This is a genomic window from Janibacter sp. FSL W8-0316 (assembly GCF_038004165.1).
Classification (GTDB): domain Bacteria; phylum Actinomycetota; class Actinomycetes; order Actinomycetales; family Dermatophilaceae; genus Janibacter; species Janibacter indicus.
The window spans coordinates 2,583,109-2,600,002 of the sequence record NZ_JBBOQX010000001.1; the positions used below are offsets into that span (position 1 = coordinate 2,583,109).

A 16,894-nucleotide genomic window follows, 5' to 3' on the forward strand; every position below is an offset into this window, starting at 1 on the left:
TCAGGCTCCCTTCCGGCCGGGCTTGTGCGGTGCGGTGTCGAGGTTGGTGAGGAAGCGGTCGGCCCAACGCTGCACGTCGTTGTCGGCGACGCGGCGGCGCAGGGCCCGCATGAGGCGACGGCGCTCCTTGTCGTCGGTGCGCAGCGCCCGCAGGATCGTCTGCTTCAGCCCCTCGATGTCGTGGGGGTTGCAGACGAAGGACTGGTGCAGCTCGTGCCAGGCCCCGGTGAACTCGCTGAGCACGAGCGCGCCACCGGTGTCGTGCCGGCAGGTGACGTACTCCTTGGCGACGAGGTTCATCCCGTCGCGCAGCGGAGTGACGAGCATGACGTCGGCGGCCTGGAAGAGCGCCGCCATCTCCTCGCGTGGGTAGGACTGGTGGAGGTAGTGCACCGCGGGGGAGCCGAGGGTGCCGTAGGTGCCGTTGATGCGGCCCACGGTCGTCTCGACCTCGGTGCGCAGACGCTTGTAGGCCTCGAGGCGCTCGCGGCTGGGCGTGGCGACCTGGACGAAGGTCACCTCCGGCGGCCGGAGGGTGCCCTCGGCGAGCAGCTCCTCGTAGGCCTTGAGGCGGTGGCGGATCCCCTTGGTGTAGTCGAGCCGGTCGACGCCGAGCATGACCACCTCGGGCTCGCCGAGCGAGGTGCGGATCTGCCGGGCCCGCTCCTGCACGGCCTCGCTGCGGGCCAGCGACTCCAGGTCGGTGTAGTCGATGCTGATCGGCACCGCCGAGGCGCGCACGACCCGCTCGGCGCCGTCGGCGTCGCGGGCGATGACCGTGTCGCCCCGGGTCGCGCGTCCGTCGAGGCGCCGGGCGGCGCGCAGGAAGTTCTGCGCATCGGCGACCCGCTGGAAGCCGAGGTAGTCGGCGCCGAGGAGGCCCTCGATGATCTGCGAGCGCCACGGCAGCTGGGCGAAGAGCTCGACGGGCGGGAAGGGGATGTGGTTGAACCACCCGATGCGCACGTCGGGGCGGCGCCGGCGCACGAGGGCGGGGACGAGCTGGAGCTGGTAGTCGTGGATCCAGACCTTGGCCCCCGGCGCGGCGACCTCGCAGACCGCCTCCGCGAAGCGCTCGTTGACCCGCTCGTAGGCCTGCCACCACTCGCGGTGGAAGTGCGCCGGGACGATGACGTCGTGGTAGATCGGCCAGAGGGTGTCGTTGCTGAACCCCTCGTAGTAGGTCTCGAGCTCCTGCGCGTCGAGCGGCACCGGGTGCAGCCACATGCCGGCCTCGGCGAAGGGGGCGGGAGCCTCTCCCGGTTCGCCGGCCCAGCCGACCCAGGCCCCGTCGCGGCCACGCATCACCGAGTCCATGGCGGTGACGAGCCCGCCGGGGGAGCGGTGCCACTGCGAGCTGCCGTCGGGGGCCACGACCCGGTCGACGGGGAGGCGGTTGGCGGCGATGACGAGGTCGTACGTGCGCTGGTCTGACACGGTGGGCACCCTCCGGAGCTCGATGGCCCCACTCTATGCACCCGGGCTCGTCCTTCCATCCGCGGTCCGGGGCCACTACCGTCGGTACATGAAGATCTCGGACGTACTGCGCAGCAAGGGCACCGACGTCGTGACCGTCGCACCCGAGTCCACCGTCGGCGAGCTCCTCGCGCTCCTCGCGGAGCACCGCATCGGGGCCGTCGTCGTCTCCGCGGGGGAGGGCAGCGTCGACGGGATCGTCTCCGAGCGAGATGTCGTGCGCCGTCTCCACAGCGACGGGCTCGGGGTCCTCGAGGGGCCGGTGAGCGCGATCATGACCGCCGAGGTGCACACCTGCGGCGAGCACGACGACGTGCGGGATCTGGCCGGCGAGATGACCGACCGTCGCATCCGCCACGTGCCCGTCGTGCGTGACGGCAAGCTCGTCGCGATCGTCAGCATCGGTGACATCGTCAAGCAGCGCATCCGCGACCTCGCCGCCGAGCGCGACCAGCTCGAGGCCTACATCACCCAGTAACGATCCGGTCGCCACAGCGCGCACACAGGAGGTGCTCCGACATCTCCCAAGGAGGGCCTTCTACCCTGATCCCATGACGACACAGCTCCTCGGGGACGACCCCGCCCCGGACGAGCGCGGAGACGTCAGCGTCGCGGACTTCGACACCATCGGTCCCTACCGCGTGCTCCAGCAGCTCGGCCAGGGCGGCATGGGCATCGTCCACCTCGCACTCGACGCCCGCGGCCGCGCCGTCGCGGTCAAGGTGCTGCGGACCCACGTCGCCCACGACGACGACGCCCGGGCGCGTCTGGCCCGTGAGGTCGACACGCTCGCGCGGGTGCGCTCGCAGCGGATCGCCCCCGTCTTCGACGCCGACCTCGAGGCCGACCAGCCCTACATCGTCACCCGCTACGTGCCCGGCCCGAGCCTCGAGCAGCTCGTCCGCGAGCAGGGCCCGCTCGACGCCGAGTCGCTGTTGCGTCTGGCCCGGGGTCTGGCCGAGGCACTGCGCTCGATCCACGAGGTCGGGGTGATCCACCGCGACCTCAAGCCGGGCAATGTCCTCATCCTCGACGGCGACCCGGTCGTCATCGACTTCGGCATCGCCCACGTCGCCGACACCTCACGCATGACCATGACCGGCCTCGTCATGGGCACCCCCGGCTACCTCTCGCCCGAGCTCGTCGAGGGCGGCGACGTCACGCCGGCCACCGACTGGTGGGGCTGGGCGGCGACGCTCGTCTTCGCGGCGACCGGGCGCTCCCCCTTCGGCCGGGGTGGCATGGAGGCCGTGCTCGCCCGGGTGTGCCGCGGCGACGCCGACCTGCGCGACGTCGACCCTGAGCTCGCGCCGCTGCTCTACGCGGCGCTCACTCCCGACCCGCAGCTGCGGCCCGACGCCGACGAGGTGCTCATGGCGCTCGAGGCCTGGTCCCGCGGGCGCCCGGTGACCGACGTGCTGCCGCAGCGCACCCGTGCGCTGCAGGCCGACGCGACGCGCACCCTGCCGCCGGTGGCAGCCGCGCCGGCCCCCGTCCGGCGCGCCGAGCCGCCGGCGCCCTGGGGCAGCGGCGACTGGACCGACCCGCGGCCGGCTCCCGCGCCGACCCCGACGCCGGCGCCCGTCGCGCAGAGCGGTCACACCCCGTGGCCGGGCACCGCCCCTGCCGGGATGCCCGGTGACCGCCCCGGCGACCCCCGCATCGGCAAGCCGCGCCGCAGCGAGGTCCTCGCGGCGCTTCTCGCCGCCGCCGTGGCCCTGGCGACGGCCGTCCCCTTCGTCGGCCTCGGCCTGGCCGTGCTCTGGTCGTGGCTCGCCCGCACCGTCGACACCTCGATGACCTCGACGGTGCGCCGGCGTCACCAGTCCGGCCGGCGCCGCAGCGACGGGGTCGTCGCCGCGATGGCCTCGCCGTGGCACCTGCTCACCGCCGGCCTCAAGACGATCGTCGCCGCCCTCCTGCCGATCGCCGTCGGCGCTGCCGGCCTGCTCGCGGCGGCACTCGCCCAGTCGGCGGTCGACGGCCTCGGCGTGCGGCTCGCCGCGCCCGTGCCGCTCGCGGTCGGGTCGCTGCTCGCCCTCCTCGTCGCCTGGTGGGGCCCCGGCGGCCCCGGCCTGCGGCGCGGCAGCCGCAGCCTCGTCCGCGGCGTGACCGGCGTCCCGGCCGCGCGGGTCGTGCTCACCGCGGTGCTCGTCGTCTTCGCCGTGGGTGTGCTCGGCGCCCTGGCCGTCGGTGCCCTCGAGGTCTCGTGGTGGCCCGGCGTCAGCTCGCCCCTGCCCGGCCCGGAGCAGCTGCCCGCGCGATGACGAGCACCCCACCCCCTCCGCCCCCACCGCGACCCCGTCCGCGACCGCGGCGGCGGCCGGGAGCCCAACCCGAGGCCGTCGACCCGACGACCGGCTCGATTCCGCAGTGGCCCCAGCCCAAGCCGCGCCGTCGCCCGAGCCTGCGCGGCGAGCAGCCGACCGAGACGATCCCGCTGCGCGGTTCGCTGCGCGGCACCCCCTACCGCGACCCCCGCGTCACCCGCGCCGTCGCCGAGGAGCAGGCGGCCGCGCACGCGATGGACCTCGCCCTGCGGGTCGCCGAGATCATGCTGCGCTCGGGGTCGTCGGCCAGCGGTGTCGAGTCCGCGACGATCGCCGTCGGCGTGGCGGCCGGGCTCGAGGACCTCGATGTCGACCTGACGATGCAGTCGATGCACATGCAGTGCCGCACGCCGTCGGGGCAGACGATCAGCCGGCTGCGTGTCGTGCGTCAGCCGCGCCTGGACTTCGCCCGGCTGGCGATGGTGCACGCCCTCGTCGACGACCTCGTCTCCGGCGACATCGACCTCGAGCAGGCCGACTCCCGGCTGCGGGAGATCAGCCGCACACCGCGCATGTGGTCGCGCTGGTTCGTCACCCTCGCCGAGGGCGGAGTGGCGGCCGGCGTCGCCCTCATCCTCGGGGCGAGCGACTTCGCGGTGCTCGTGGCGCTGCTCTCGGCCTGTCTGACGATCGGTCTCGCCACGCTCATCGACCGGCTCAACCTGCCCGACTTCTACCTCGGGGCGATCGGCGGTGCCGTGGCGACGCTCGTCGCCTTCGTCGCCTATGTCCTCGGCACCTACTCGATCCTGCCGATCTCACCGTCCGACTTCGCCTTCATCGTGGCCGGCGGCATCGTCGCACTGCTGCCCTCACGCACGCTCATCTCGGCGATGGAGGACGTGCTGTCGGGCTTCCCGGTCACCGGGTCGGCGCGGATCTTCGCGGTCATGCTGCACACCTTCGGCCTCATCGTGGGGGTCGCCGGCGGCCTGGGCATGAGTCTCGAGCTCGGTGGGGTGCTCGACTTCGGGCTCGAGCCGCCGCCGATCGACAAACTCGCCTGGGCCTCGGCCACGCTGCCGGTCGTCATCGTCGGCGCCGTGCTCATCGGCTTCGCCGGGGCGATCACGCTCCAGGGCAGTCGGCGCATGCTCCTGCCGGCGGCCCTGCTGTGCACGATGGGTGTGGCCGTCGCGGCCCTGCTCACCCAGGCCGGTGTAGGGCGGGTGACCGCCACCGGAGTCGCGGCGGCGCTCATCGGCTTCATGGCCCGCTTCATCGCACTGCGCATGGACGCACCCGCCCTCACGGTGGCCGTGCCGGCGACCTTCGGTCTCTTCCCCGGACTGGGCATCTTCGTCGGTCTGTACCACATGACCGGTCCCTCGACGATGGCCGACGGGTCCGACACCGTGCAGGGTCTCTTCAGCGTCCTCGGGGCGCTCGGCGTGATCATGGCGATCGCCACCGGGACCACCCTCGGCGACCGGCTGGCCGCCCCCTTCGACGCCCCGGTGGCGCAGCGACGCAAGGCCGCCGTCGAGTCCGAGAGCACGGCCCGGGCCGACGAGGGCTGGGACATCGTCTGACCCGCCCGATAGCGCACGAGCTGACCCGGTCCTGACCAATTCAGGTCACGTGTTTGACTCATTTGGTCACGGGAAGGTAACGTTCCCGCCGTCCGCGAATGACGCCAGACCTCCTGGCAGCTTCGACCACGAAGCCCCCTGAACTCCGTGGAAGGAACCACACCCCCATGTTCTACTCCCCCAAGCACGCCCAGACGAAGCAGTCGTCGCCCGCTCGCCGCCGCATCGCCGGTGTCGCCGTGGCCGGCGCGACCGCCACCGTGGGCACCATCGCGACCGCGCAGGGCGCCTCCGCCGCCCCGGCCGCCTCCTCGTCCTCCGTGTGGGACGCCCTCGCCCAGTGCGAGAGCGGTGGCAACTGGTCGATCAACACCGGCAACGGCTTCTACGGCGGTCTGCAGTTCACGAACCAGACCTGGAACGGCTTCGGCGGCGGCAAGTACGCGGCCAACGCGCACCAGGCCACCAAGGCCCAGCAGATCGAGATCGCGCAGAAGGTCCTGCAGGTGCAGGGTCCCGGCGCGTGGCCCGTCTGCTCGCAGAAGGCCGGCCTGACCAAGGCCAACGGCGGTGCCGCCGTGGCGTCCACCTCCGGTGGCGACAGCTCGGGCACCACGACCCAGGCCCCCACGCAGCAGCAGGCCCCGACGCAGCAGCAGGCACCGACGCAGACCTCCCGCTCGGAGGTTCGCGGTGAGGCCACCTCCGGCAGCCTCGTCGTCGACGGCGTCCGTGGCCCCAAGACCAACGCCGCCATCGAGAAGTGGGTCGGCGTCGCGCAGGACGGCACCCTGAGCTCCACCGACGTCCAGGCCCTCCAGGCCAAGGTCGGCACGGCTCAGGACGGCGTCATCGGCCCGAAGACCACCGCTGCGCTGCAGTCGGTCGTCGGCGCCACGCAGGACGGCGTCTGGGGTCCCAAGACCACGTCCGCGCTGCAGACCTACCTCAACGGTCGCTGAGCGAGACGCGGCTGACGGGCTGACCTGATCGGCCCGATCACCTCCGCGAAGGGGAGGGGAGACCACTGGTCTCCTCTCCCCTTCGTCGTGCCCGGACGGGGCGCTCAGGGTGGTGACGAATGGTGGCCGAGGGCCTGAAGTTACAGGTCTGTATTTACGTGGCAGGTGTTGTTTGTGTGACTGGAGTGTCCTTAGCGTCTCTCTCGGACCTGCGCGGGGACCCCTGCCGCGCTCAGCCCAGGAGAGGGACCTTCATGTTCAGCACCAACGACTTTCCCGACCAGCGCGTCGGTCGCCGCGGCCGACGTCTGCGCGTGGCCGGGGGCGCCGTCGCCGCCGGCGCGATCGTGGCCGGTGGTCTGGTCGTCGCCTCCAACGCCGGCGCATCCGACACGGTCTGGGACCGCGTCGCGGCCTGCGAGTCGACCGGCAACTGGAGCATCAACACCGGCAACGGCTACTACGGCGGCCTGCAGTTCTCCTTCCAGACCTGGAAGGGCTTCGGTGGGCAGAAGTACGCCTACACCGCCAATCGCGCGAGCAAGGCGCAGCAGATCGAGATCGCCCAGGAGGTGCTCAAGGTCCAGGGCCCCGGCGCCTGGCCCGTGTGCTCCCAGCGCGCCGGCCTGACCGTCGCCAACGGTCTGGCCGTCGACCCCTACTCCGGTGGCACCCGCCCGTCGCGCGACACCACGCGCCCGCCGGTGACCTCGACCGGCGGCAAGCTCGTCGTCGACGGCGTCCAGGGTCCGCGGACCAACGCCGGCATCGAGAAGTGGGGCGGCCGCCCGATGAACGGCTACCTCGACGCCGGTGACAAGCGCGCCCTCCAGGCCCGCGTCGGCACCGCGCAGGACGGCGTCATCGGCCCGATGACAACGCGGGCGCTGCAGCGCAAGGTCGGCGCCGACGTCGACGGCAAGTGGGGGCCGCAGACGACCTCCCGCCTGCAGACCTGGCTGAACAACAACGTGCTCTGAGCGCACGACCGGCTCGGTGAGGACCGGGACCGCGGGCTACGATGCCGCGGTCCCGGTCTTCGTCGTCCGGGCCCGCTGGCGTGGCGCAATTGGTAGCGCACCTGTCTTGTAAACAGGTGGTTGAGGGTTCGAGTCCCTTCGCCAGCTCTGAAATCAAGGGAAACACCTCACTCCCCACCCTCCGGAAGGCCGAAGCCTCCACTTTCGCCTCCACTTTGGCCCGGCGAAGGGGGTTGCGGGTCCGCCGCTTCGAGCGGCGCCAGCACCCGAGGATCATGCTCCCCACGGCCCAGATAGACGTCCTGCGTCATCGACACCCGCGAGTGGCCGAGCTGGTCCGCGATGATCCGCGCCGTGACCCCCGACCCGTCGAGGATGCTCGCCGTCGTCTTGCGCCAGGCGTGCGAGGTCACCCACTCCAGGTCGCTGTCGAGCCGCACCTCGTAGAGCCACCGGCTGACCGAGCGCGGCTCCCGGAAGCCACCGTCGACCGTGCCGAAGACCGGCTCCTCCGGCCCGACCCCGACCTCAGCGCGCCGCCGCAGTCAGTGGGTGTCGCGTATTGACGGGCACCCCGTAGGGCATGTGGCGCTCACGCGCCCAGGGGACCGCGAGGACGCCGTCGAGATCATGGCTCAAAGAGGCATGCCCGTCGAGCGTTCGGCCGTCGTGGCTCGTCTCTTCGTGCTGCCAGCGGCAAGGGGTCGCGGCGTTGGCGGTGAACTGATGAGAACCGTCGCGGTTGCTGCGAGCGACTTGAGTGTCAAGGGCCAGTGAGAACTGCCCAGTGGCGGACATGAAACCTGCCCGCTGACGGCCACGAGAACTGCCCGGTGGTGGCCATGGGATCTGCCCATGGGGGCTGCGGCCACCACCGACCAGGGTGCTCAGCTCAACGGGCTCACCCCTTGGCCAGCCAGTGCTTGGGTGAGGCGCACGGAGTCGCCGCTGGTCTGGCAGACGTGGGCGTGGTGCAGCAGCCTGTCGACGGTGGCGGTGGCCAGCGTCTTGGGCATGAGTTCGTCGAATCCGGACGGGTGCAGGTTCGAGCTGATCGCGACCGAGCGCTTCTCGTAGGCGGCGTCGACGAGCCGGTAGAGGCCCTCGGCGGCGTCGGCGGCAACCGGCAGCAGCCCGATGTCATCAACGATGACCAGGTCGGCGCGCAGGACGCGGGCGATCGCCTTCGACACCGTGTCGTCCGCGCGGTGTCGGCGCAGTAGGACGCCGAGGTCTTCCAGGGTGAACCAGGCGACTTTCAGACCGGTCTCGACGGCTTGTTGGCCGAGCGCCTCGAGCAGGAACGTCTTCCCGGTCCCCGACGGCCCACAGACGACAAGGTTCTCTCGTCGGTGGACCCATTCCAGGGTCCGCAGTGCCTGCTGGGTGGGCGCCGGGATCGAGGACGCGTCGGGCTGCCATGCGTCGAAGGTCTTCCCGGTCGGGAACCCCGCCGCTGCACGCCTCGTGGCGAGTGCGGAGCGTTCCCGGCCGGCGACCTCCTCTGCGAACAGCGCCTTGAGGACCTCGGCCGGTTCCCAGCGTTGGGCCTTCGCGGTCGCGACGACTTCCGGGGCGTGGCGGCGGATGTGCGGCAGCCGCAGCCTGCGCAGCAGGTCTTCCAGGTCGGCTGGCAGTGGCGGCGCGGTGGTCGTGGTCTTCATGCGATCACCTCGTCGGTGTCCGTAGCGGACTGCTGGCCGAGCCGTGCCCAGGCGCTGGTGCCCTGGGTCAGCGAGGAGTCCTCGCTGGCCCGGTGCTCACCGGCGCCGGGTTGGCGGGCGTGGTGGTCCAGGATCGAGGACAGGTCGGCCTCGGCGAACCGGCCATGGACCGCGGCATGGCCCAGTGCCCAGTCGACCTCGACGGGGTCGAACAGCTTGGCCAGGGCAAGTGCCTCGGCCATCTTGACCCGCATCCGCGGCGTGCCCGCGGCGGCGGCCTCGACCAGCCACAACCTCGCGCCCTCGCCCAGGTCGAGGAACTCCGACTCAGCAGCGTTCTTCGCCCGCGGCCGACGGTCCAGCGGTCCCTCGGGCTGGGGCGGGAAGTGCTCGTCGTTGATCTTCGGCGTGCCCGGGGTGGCCCGGGCGTGGCGGGCGACCTCGACCGGACCATCGGCGCCGACGTGGACGATCACGACCTGCTCGTCGACCCCGACTCCTTGGGTGCGGACCCACACCGTGGCGCCCAGTAGGGACTGGTCGTCGTGGACGTGGGGGACCGAGTACTGGCCGGACTCGAAGGTCACCATCGGGGTGTTGGTCGGCACCTGCCGGGTGGTGCCGAACGCGACCGTGTGCGGCACCGCGGGGACCGGGTGCAGCCGGGTGGCTTCCTCGGCGAGCATCTCGACCGGTGGCCGCTTGGTGAGCCGGTGCGGGCGGGCGTTGACCTTCTGACAGAACGCCTCGCAGGCGGCCTCGAGCTCAGCGAACGTCGCGTACTCGACGAGCAGGTTGGTGTCCTTGGGGACCAGGTCGGCCTTGCTGATCTTCACCGACGACTCGGTGCCGCCCTTGGACGCCGGATCCGCCGGGACACAGGTGTGCACGACCACCGAGTAGTGCTCGGCGAAGCTGACGAGCTGGGCGTTGCGGACCGGGATCCCGGCGATGTGCTCGACCGTGACGGTCTTCTCGTTGTCGGTCAACACGTAGGTCGGCACCCCACCCAGTCGCCGGAACGTCTGGTCCAGCGCGGCGAACACGCTCGGCATCGTCTTGTCGCGCAGCGCGATCACCACCCGGAACCGCGACCACGCCAGCCAGGCGACGAACAGCACGGTCTTCGCGCCGTCGACGACCGGACCGTCGCCATAGTCGTACTGCAGCCACATCCCCGGCTCGGTGACCCACGGCCGGTGCACCCGCACCCGCCCGGCCCGGTAGGACGCCTTGACCTTCGCGACCGCCCGGCGGGTGGTGCGCTCCGAACCCTTGTAGCCCATCGCAAGCAGCTTCTCGTGGGCCACATCGGCGCGGACCTTGCCCTTCGAGCGTTCGACCCACTCCTCGACCTTCGCGAGGTACTCATCGATCACCTGCGGCCGCTGCGCGGCCCGGTCCAGCTCGCCGCCAGCGGCACGCCGCTCGACGTAGTGCTTCACCGTGTGGTGCGAGCAGCCGGCCAGCTCCCCGGCATCACGCAACGACCCAGTCAGGTCGTAGGCATCCAGAATTCTCATGATCTCCTCGGCAGACTTCAACTCATCCCTTCCTCGGGAGCGATCGGGCGCTTCAGCACCGCTCATCGCACCCGAGGAAGGGGCCTCAACCACGCAGCACGGCGAGGCAGACGACGTCGTGTCGGGCAGATCCCATGACCGTCAGCGGGCAGTTCTCATGTCCGCCACCGGGTAGTTTCGTGGCCGTCTCCGGGCAGTTTCTCGTGGCCGCCGACACTTGAGCCTGATCCCAATCCTAGAAGTTTTAGCAAAAGATCGGGCGGCCCTGCGACTGTACGAAGATCGTGGGTGGGAGACGATCGGTGAAACCACCCATCGACACGGATCGAGGTCCTATTCTGCTGTGGCCCTTCGTGGACCCTCAGCGGGCGGTGGCAGTGAATGGTGACTCGCAGACTGCTGGCGGCGCAACGGGGAGACGTGCCAAGAATCAGGAGGGGATCAATACGTCGCATGACACGCCAATTACAAGTCTGACAAAGAACTCCCCCGGCTACGCCCAGCACATCGCCTAGCTTGCCGAATCGACATGGGTCGGCCTATTTGCTTAGGTCGCAATCGAGGCGCGCTGCCCCGGAGGCGTGTTCGCCCGGCCGGTGAGCCGCGGTGCGCGACGTGAGAGCAACGATGCGTATGACTGCGACGGCGAAAGCGACACCCGCGGCCACGGGCCACAGAATCCGCGTCACCTGCAAGAGCTCAGGATCCATCCAAGGGTCTTGAGAAAGAAAGCCGTATGCATCGAAAGCGCCGTAGGAGACGAACGCGGGAAGGGCGGCGGCGGCGGGAACGGATATCCACGTGCGTCTTCTGACTAGACGTGTCAACCCACCAATCGCCGCGGAGACGACCAGAGCCGCGATGGTCCAGAAAATGACGATGGCGGGAGACTTGGAACTTCCAGTTCCGGTTACCTGTTCAGCGAGAATGTAGTCGAATAGGTAGTACGCCGCTATGGCTGGCAACAGCGTGAATAAACTGCGCTTGGTGGCCGAAGGCCAAGACGCTCCCCCCCAGGCTGCGAGGAAGGAAGCCGCGAGCCACCCCCAGCTATTCCCGACAAGCTTGGAGATGTAAACGGCCCCGGGGAAGAGCCCGTAGTTTGCGGTCACGTTGACCAGACCTAGAAGTAGCCCGCCTCCAAGCAAGTACCAGTGGATCCGTCGCACGGTAGATCAGATCTCCTCGGGTCGAACAAGAGGTTGGGTTGATGACGCTGTGCATGACGCGTCATCAACCCAACTCGTTCATACTCAAACCAGGTCAGGCCGAGTTGCTCCAGTACACCTTGCAGGTGTTGCTGGTCCAGCGGATAACGTAGGCCTCGGCCCAGCCCTTAGCGCCTTGGGTCACGGTGTCGGTGTAGCCGTCCATCGAGGCAGTGGCGCTGTGGCGGTTGTACCAGTGGTAGTACTTGGAGAAGCAAGTCTTTTGACCTCCAGCGTTTACGGTGGTTCCGTAGCGCCACTCTCCGCCACCCACGCGCACCGTTGCAGCAGGCGCAAAGGGGGAAGATTGCTTGCCGTCAACGGTGACCGTTCCTTCGCCAGTGAAGGTGACATAGCCGCCGGTAGCGGTCTCCCCGCTATCGATGACCTTGATCGATCCAGTTGTCTCGACGTCAGCGCCCACATGGTGACTCTGCGGATCGCTAGCCTTCCGAGGTGACTCCGCGACGGCTGCGCCGGGCAGGGCCAGGGTCCCGAGTGCCATGGTCAGCGTCGCGATCAGGGATGCGGCGGACTTTCGATTCATGTTCAAACCCCCCTCTTGTGCGGTGACCCCGCGGCCCGCGCCGGGCGCGGAGTCCTGATGTTGCGAACACTAGGCCAGATCACGAGAAACCTCTCGACGAACCGTGCTCGGGCGCGCTGGGCGAACCGCACACCCACTGCTGCGCTCGGATGCGCGTGCTGCATCCCGGAGTTGGCCGGCTTTGCGCGAACTGAGGTACCGACCGTCCACAGGCCTTGACTCTTCGTCGCGCTGCCACCCGAGGGCCACTGAGGCTCACCGCGGCCCGGTGAGAAGTTTCTCCACTGACTCAAGCGCGCCTTCGGCGCGAGCCGGCGGGCCGAGCCCGCACGGCACAGAAACGGCGTCCGAGTGGGAAGTCAGACGCCAACTCTGCTGAGCAAGACCTATGGGAAACTGCCCTCGTGGCCGACCTCCTCAGCGAACTTGCCCGTGACATTGACCGGGCCTGCCGACTGACGGGCACCTTCACGCTTCGTAGTGGTCAGGTCGCCACCGAGTACTTCGACAAGTACCTCTTCGAATCCGACCCGCACCTCCTTCGGCGAGTCGCCGAGAGCATGGTCCCGCTGATTCCCGAAGACACAGACCTTCTTGGCGGCCTGGAGCTCGGCGGCATCCCTCTCGCCACGATGCTCAGCAGCCTCACCGCCACGCCCGCACTCTTCGTCCGGAAGAAGGCCAAGGAGTACGGAACCAAGCGGCTGGCCGAGGGTGCAGATGTCGACGGACGCCGCGTGACCCTCGTCGAGGACATCATCACCACCGGTGGTGCGGTCCGAGACGCCACCCTTGCCCTGCGCGAGGCGGGCGCGACGGTCGAGGCCGTCGTCTGCGCGATTGACCGCAGCCCCAATCCCGGCGACGCGCTGTCCGACGTCGACTTGACCACGCGCTACCTGTTGACCCGAGCCGACCTGGACCGAGCGCACGCGTAGAGGGACCAAGTCACCTTCACGCCTCCGACCCTCCGCTTCACTCTCCGCCCACCTCCGGACCGCATCAAGGGCGCTCCGCGTCACTCCGTGATGGACTCCGTCCACCCTTGACCCGGCCACTCCGGCAGGCTCCTCTGCTCCGCTACAGGGTCCGTGGCTAGATCCGGCCAGCCCTCCACTTACGCCTCCTCTTTGGTCCAGAGAAGGACCGATCCAGTCCGAGACGGCTCCATGCATGCACGCGAACACCGTTGGAAACACAGGGAATCCGAGTCCCAGCAGAACCCATCCGAGGACCACCGCAGGGAAACAGGTGGTTGAGGGTTCGAGTCCCTTCGCCAGCTCCACGTGCACCAGCTGCGGTGGCATGTCGCGCGGCAGTTCATGGTGTGACTCGGGCACAAGGCCCGGAAATTCGGCGGTTCCGATGGCGTGACTGGGCGAACTGCCGCGTGACGCGCCGTAGGCGTCAGTCGCGCTGGGCCAGCCAGGCGTCGATCGACTCCTTGAGCGGGGTCTCCTGCTCACCCACGAGGACCGCGCCGGCGTCTCCGGACGAGGAGGTGGGGGTGACTCCCTTCGCCTCGCCGTCGGCACCGATGATCACGTCGACCTCGCCGCGCTCGACGGCGGCAGCGAGCGCCTCGAGCTCGCCGACCTGCCAGCTCGGGTGCGCCCCGATGGAGTCCGCGTAGTCGCCGATGAGGTCGGCGGCCGGGCCGGTGACGTCGCCGCCGTCGGTCGGGACGGTGCGCGGGGGGTTGTCGACGACGCCGACGTTGAGCACGCCGGTGCTCTCGGCGCGGGACAGAGCGGACCCGGGGTCGGAGCAGGCGGTCAGCAGCAGCGGCAGCAGCAGGATCGCCAGGAGTCGTCGCATGGGCTCCATGATGCCTGCATACGATGAGCCGCATGCGCCCGTCGACCCGTGAGTGGCTGTCGGCGCGCAGCCACGTCCACACGGACTTCGACGCCGCCGACCTCGTCACCCGCCTCGAGGCGAAGGGGGAGTCCGTCGCCGTCGTCGTCCCGGCCCGCAACGAGGCCGCTACGGTCGGCGATGTGGTGGCCGGCCTACGCCGCGAGCTCGTCGAGACCCAGCCGCTCGTCCACGAGCTCGTCGTCATCGACTCCGACTCGACCGACGACACCCCGCGCGTCGCCGCCGACGCCGGGGCGACCGTGCACCGCGCCGCCGACATCGCGCCGCACCTCGGCTCCCACCCGGGCAAGGGCGAGGCGTTGTGGAAGTCGCTCTTCGTCACCACCGCCGACCTGCTCGTCTTCGTCGATGCCGACCTCACCGAGTGGGGACCGCACTTCGTCACCGGGCTCGTCGGTGCCATGACCGCCGACCCGGGCACCCTGCTCGTCAAGGGCTGGTACGACCGCGTCATGGACGTGCCCGGCCGCGCCCCAAGCACCGAGGGCGGCCGCGTCACCGAGCTCGTCGCCCGCCCGGCCCTCGACCTGTGGTGGCCCGAGCTCACCGGCGTCGTCCAGCCCCTGGCAGGGGAGTGGGCGGCCCGCCGCTCGCTCATGGAGTCGCTGACAGTGCCGACCGGTTACGGCGTCGAGATCGCCTCCCTCCTCGACACCCACACCCGCCACGGTCTCGACGCGATCGCCCAGGTCGACCTCGGCGCCCGCGCCCACCGGCACCAGCGCGACCACGACCTCGCCGTCATGGCCGCCGAGCTGCTCGCCGTCGTCCACGCCCGCCGCCACGGCGAGCCGGTCGACGTCGCCGTCGCGAGCGAGACGCTCGAGCAGTTCACCCGGGAGGGCGGCTGGCGGACCCGGCCTGTCCCCCTTCGCCAGCGGCCACCGGCGATCACCCAGCCCGGCTACCCCGCAGGAGCACGATGAGACTCGGCCGCCGCTCCTTCGCCGACGACGCAATGCTCGTCATGGCGATCGTCAACCGCACGCCCGACTCCTTCTACGACAAGGGCGCGACCTTCGCCGAGGACAAGGCGATGGAGCGCGTCGACCTCGTCGTGGAGCAGGGCGCCGACATCGTCGACATCGGCGGGGTCAAGGCCGCGCCCGGGGGTGACGTCGACGTCGCCGAAGAGATCGACCGGGTCGCCGGGCTCGTCGCCCGCGTCCGCGATGCCCACCCGCAGCTGGTGATCTCGGTCGACACGTGGCGGGCCGAGGTGGGCGAAGCCGTCTGTGCCGCAGGCGCGGACGTGCTCAACGACGCCTGGGGTGGAGCCGACCCCGGCCTCGTCGACGTCGCCGCCGCCGACGACGCCGCGATCATCTGCACGCACACCGGCGGGGTCGAGCCCCGCACCCGGCCCTTCCGCACCGGCTTCGAGCGGGACGTCGTCGCCGACGTCATCGATGGGGTCCTCGGCTACGCCGAGCGGGCGGTCGCGGCCGGCGTCGCCCGTGAGTCGGTCGTCATCGACCCGGCGCACGACTTCGGCAAGAACACCCACCACACCCTCGAGGTCACTCGGCGCCTCGACGAGATGGTCGAGACCGGCTGGCCCGTGCTGGTGTCGCTGTCCAACAAGGACTTCGTCGGGGAGACCCTCGACCGCCCCGTCGACGAGCGCCTGATCGGCACGCTCGCGACGACTGCCGTTTCCGCGTGGCTCGGCGCGCGGATCTACCGCGTCCACGAGGTCAGAGAGACCCGCCAGGTGCTCGACATGGTCGCCACCCTGCGCGGCGAGCGCGCGCCGGCCCGCACGATCCGGGGGCTCGCGTGAGCGGGGTGCGGAGCGAGGGCACGAGCGAGGAACGAGCCGTGCCCGCAGGGACGGACCCATCGCGGTCGACCAGCATGAGCCTCGCCGCCGCCGTCGTCGTACCGGCCGCCCCGGCGCTGCTGCCCGGCATCGGCGGCACCGCGGACCCGCTGGCGGACCTGCGCGAGCGGGCTGCCGCACTCGTCGCCGCCACGACGGGGGCGAAGGGGGCCGACCGTCTCGTCGTCGTCGGCTCGGGTGCGACCACCCGCGTGTGGCCCGGCGACGCGCCCTCGGGCGCAGCCCGCTTCACCACCGGCCGCGTGCCCGACGGGGCGCTGCCGACCGACCTCGAGATCGGACGCCAGCTCGCCCCCTCTGGAGGGGGCGAGATCCTCCTGCAGTCGGTCGCCGCCGACGCGTCGTCGCAGGAGTGCGCGGCGCTCGGCCGCGAGCTGGCGACCGGCCCGCCAGCCGTGCTGGTCGTCGTCGCCGACGGCCCGGCGACGCTCACCGACAAGGCGCCGGGCCATCTCCAGCCGGACGCGGCTCCCTTCGCCGAGGGGCTGGCGCGTGCGCTCGCCGCCGCCGACACCACCGCCCTGGCCGCCCTCGACCCCGCGACGTGCGACCGGCTGTGGATGCGCGGTCGGGCCGCCCTGCAGGTCCTCGCCGCCGCGACCGACGGTCTGGCCGGGGAGCTCGTCGCCGAGGAGTCCCCCTTCGGCGTGCAGTACCTGCTCGCCCGCTGGGCCTGAGGCGTCATACCTCGGGCGTGAAGCCCTCGTGCGTCGCAACGTAGCCGAGCCGCTCGTAGAAGCGGTGCGGCTCGGGGCGCCGCTTGTCGCTCGTCATCCGCATCGCACCGCCGCGGCCCAGGCCGGGCACGAAGGTCAGCTGCAGCGTGCCGACCGGCGTGCCCTGCTCGTCGCGCCGCAGCGTCGCGATGTCGGCGACGTCCTCGCGGGTGGCGCGGTCGACGGCGAAGTCGGCCGATGCGGTGGCGATGCGGTCCATGGGTATCCCCGG

17 protein-coding genes and 1 tRNA gene are annotated in these 16,894 nt (G+C 70.7%); 11 read left to right on the forward strand and 7 right to left on the reverse strand.

Annotation, left to right across the window (positions count from 1 at the left end):
• Complete coding sequence (locus NYE39_RS12730; RefSeq protein ID WP_341012891.1) at positions 1-1,437, reverse strand: alpha,alpha-trehalose-phosphate synthase (UDP-forming); 1,437 nt, start codon at positions 1,435-1,437, stop codon at positions 1-3.
• A gap of 88 nt (positions 1,438-1,525) precedes the next feature.
• Between NYE39_RS12730 and NYE39_RS12735 the strand changes: the two genes are divergently transcribed.
• The 6 genes from NYE39_RS12735 to NYE39_RS12760 all read left to right on the forward strand — a co-directional run bounded on the left by NYE39_RS12735 (position 1,526) and on the right by NYE39_RS12760 (position 7,427).
• A complete protein-coding gene (locus NYE39_RS12735; RefSeq protein WP_192911357.1) occupies positions 1,526-1,954 on the forward strand; it encodes a CBS domain-containing protein in 429 nt (142 codons plus the stop codon).
• 73 nt (positions 1,955-2,027) lie between these two features.
• A complete protein-coding gene (locus NYE39_RS12740) occupies positions 2,028-3,743 on the forward strand; it encodes a serine/threonine-protein kinase (RefSeq protein WP_341012892.1) in 1,716 nt (571 codons plus the stop codon).
• Entirely contained in the window at positions 3,740-5,338 is a 1,599-nt protein-coding gene (locus NYE39_RS12745) for a threonine/serine exporter family protein (RefSeq protein WP_341012893.1), read from the forward strand. The genes NYE39_RS12740 and NYE39_RS12745 overlap by 4 nt, the downstream gene beginning before the upstream one ends.
• A 167-nt stretch (positions 5,339-5,505) precedes the next feature.
• Positions 5,506-6,300 (forward strand): transglycosylase family protein, encoded by a 795-nt coding sequence (locus NYE39_RS12750; protein WP_072623569.1) that lies wholly within the window; start codon positions 5,506-5,508, stop codon positions 6,298-6,300.
• Positions 6,301-6,554: 254 nt separating this feature from the next.
• Positions 6,555-7,280: a transglycosylase family protein gene (locus NYE39_RS12755; protein ID WP_341012894.1), complete on the forward strand. Its 726-nt coding sequence runs from the start codon at positions 6,555-6,557 to the stop codon at positions 7,278-7,280.
• Positions 7,281-7,354: 74 nt separating this feature from the next.
• Positions 7,355-7,427: transfer RNA gene (locus NYE39_RS12760), tRNA-Thr, on the forward strand.
• 20 nt (positions 7,428-7,447) lie between these two features.
• On the opposite strand, the gene NYE39_RS12765 is transcribed toward NYE39_RS12760, so the two are convergent.
• Positions 7,448-7,825 (reverse strand): tyrosine-type recombinase/integrase, encoded by a 378-nt coding sequence (locus NYE39_RS12765; RefSeq protein WP_083545953.1) that lies wholly within the window; start codon positions 7,823-7,825, stop codon positions 7,448-7,450.
• Here NYE39_RS12765 and NYE39_RS17315 point away from each other — a divergent pair.
• Positions 7,773-8,057 carry a GNAT family N-acetyltransferase gene (locus NYE39_RS17315; RefSeq protein ID WP_445667074.1) on the forward strand — a complete coding sequence of 95 codons (285 nt, stop codon included), beginning with the start codon at positions 7,773-7,775 and terminating at the stop codon, positions 8,055-8,057. The two genes, NYE39_RS12765 and NYE39_RS17315, sit on opposite strands and share 53 nt — an antisense overlap.
• A 110-nt stretch (positions 8,058-8,167) precedes the next feature.
• Here NYE39_RS17315 and istB read toward each other — a convergent pair whose 3' ends face one another.
• From istB to NYE39_RS12780, 3 genes are all read right to left on the reverse strand, one after another.
• Positions 8,168-8,944, reverse strand: a complete 777-nt coding sequence (istB, locus tag NYE39_RS12770) for an IS21-like element helper ATPase IstB (protein WP_341011666.1) — start codon at positions 8,942-8,944, stop codon at positions 8,168-8,170.
• Positions 8,941-10,488: an IS21 family transposase gene (gene istA / locus NYE39_RS12775; RefSeq protein ID WP_341012641.1), complete on the reverse strand. Its 1,548-nt coding sequence runs from the start codon at positions 10,486-10,488 to the stop codon at positions 8,941-8,943. The genes istB and istA overlap by 4 nt, the downstream gene beginning before the upstream one ends.
• Positions 10,489-11,730: 1,242 nt before the next feature.
• Positions 11,731-12,222, reverse strand: coding sequence for a lactococcin 972 family bacteriocin (locus NYE39_RS12780; protein WP_083545956.1), 492 nt, complete (start codon positions 12,220-12,222; stop codon positions 11,731-11,733).
• A 404-nt stretch (positions 12,223-12,626) separates the two neighbouring features.
• Here NYE39_RS12780 and pyrE point away from each other — a divergent pair, with 404 nt between their 5' ends.
• Entirely contained in the window at positions 12,627-13,160 is a 534-nt protein-coding gene (pyrE, locus tag NYE39_RS12785; protein WP_072623573.1) for an orotate phosphoribosyltransferase, read from the forward strand.
• A 469-nt stretch (positions 13,161-13,629) separates the two neighbouring features.
• Here pyrE and NYE39_RS12790 read toward each other — a convergent pair whose 3' ends face one another.
• Complete coding sequence (locus tag NYE39_RS12790) at positions 13,630-14,040, reverse strand: hypothetical protein (protein ID WP_084451433.1); 411 nt, start codon at positions 14,038-14,040, stop codon at positions 13,630-13,632.
• A 32-nt stretch (positions 14,041-14,072) separates the two neighbouring features.
• Here NYE39_RS12790 and NYE39_RS12795 point away from each other — a divergent pair, with 32 nt between their 5' ends.
• From NYE39_RS12795 to NYE39_RS12805, 3 genes are all read left to right on the forward strand, one after another.
• The gene (locus NYE39_RS12795; RefSeq protein WP_341012895.1) at positions 14,073-15,029 is read left to right on the forward strand and encodes a glucosyl-3-phosphoglycerate synthase; all 957 of its coding nucleotides are present in this window, start codon (positions 14,073-14,075) and stop codon (positions 15,027-15,029) included.
• Positions 15,026-15,886, forward strand: a complete 861-nt coding sequence (gene folP / locus NYE39_RS12800; RefSeq protein WP_341012896.1) for a dihydropteroate synthase — start codon at positions 15,026-15,028, stop codon at positions 15,884-15,886. The genes NYE39_RS12795 and folP overlap by 4 nt, the downstream gene beginning before the upstream one ends.
• A 74-nt stretch (positions 15,887-15,960) precedes the next feature.
• The gene (locus tag NYE39_RS12805; RefSeq protein WP_192911362.1) at positions 15,961-16,623 is read left to right on the forward strand and encodes a hypothetical protein; all 663 of its coding nucleotides are present in this window, start codon (positions 15,961-15,963) and stop codon (positions 16,621-16,623) included.
• Between the two features lie 4 nt (positions 16,624-16,627).
• Here NYE39_RS12805 and NYE39_RS12810 read toward each other — a convergent pair whose 3' ends face one another.
• Complete coding sequence (locus NYE39_RS12810) at positions 16,628-16,882, reverse strand: hypothetical protein (protein ID WP_226283374.1); 255 nt, start codon at positions 16,880-16,882, stop codon at positions 16,628-16,630.
• Between the last annotated feature and the right edge of the window lie 12 nt (positions 16,883-16,894).

What these genes read in the sequence shown, in the direction of transcription:
- NYE39_RS12735 (WP_192911357.1), top strand. Translation starts at nt 1,526, where the DNA reads ATGAAGATCTCGGACGTACTGCGCAGCAAGGGCACCGACGTCGTGACC.
- NYE39_RS12740 (WP_341012892.1), top strand. Translation starts at nt 2,028, where the DNA reads ATGACGACACAGCTCCTCGGGGACGACCCCGCCCCGGACGAGCGCGGA.
- NYE39_RS12745 (WP_341012893.1), top strand. Translation starts at nt 3,740, where the DNA reads ATGACGAGCACCCCACCCCCTCCGCCCCCACCGCGACCCCGTCCGCGA.
- NYE39_RS12750 (WP_072623569.1), top strand. Translation starts at nt 5,506, where the DNA reads ATGTTCTACTCCCCCAAGCACGCCCAGACGAAGCAGTCGTCGCCCGCT.
- NYE39_RS12755 (WP_341012894.1), top strand. Translation starts at nt 6,555, where the DNA reads ATGTTCAGCACCAACGACTTTCCCGACCAGCGCGTCGGTCGCCGCGGC.
- istB (WP_341011666.1), bottom strand. Translation starts at nt 8,944, where the DNA reads ATGAAGACCACGACCACCGCGCCGCCACTGCCAGCCGACCTGGAAGAC.
- NYE39_RS12780 (WP_083545956.1), bottom strand. Translation starts at nt 12,222, where the DNA reads ATGAATCGAAAGTCCGCCGCATCCCTGATCGCGACGCTGACCATGGCA.
- NYE39_RS12790 (WP_084451433.1), bottom strand. Translation starts at nt 14,040, where the DNA reads ATGCGACGACTCCTGGCGATCCTGCTGCTGCCGCTGCTGCTGACCGCC.
- NYE39_RS12795 (WP_341012895.1), top strand. Translation starts at nt 14,073, where the DNA reads ATGCGCCCGTCGACCCGTGAGTGGCTGTCGGCGCGCAGCCACGTCCAC.
- folP (WP_341012896.1), top strand. Translation starts at nt 15,026, where the DNA reads ATGAGACTCGGCCGCCGCTCCTTCGCCGACGACGCAATGCTCGTCATG.
- NYE39_RS12805 (WP_192911362.1), top strand. Translation starts at nt 15,961, where the DNA reads ATGAGCCTCGCCGCCGCCGTCGTCGTACCGGCCGCCCCGGCGCTGCTG.
- NYE39_RS12810 (WP_226283374.1), bottom strand. Translation starts at nt 16,882, where the DNA reads ATGGACCGCATCGCCACCGCATCGGCCGACTTCGCCGTCGACCGCGCC.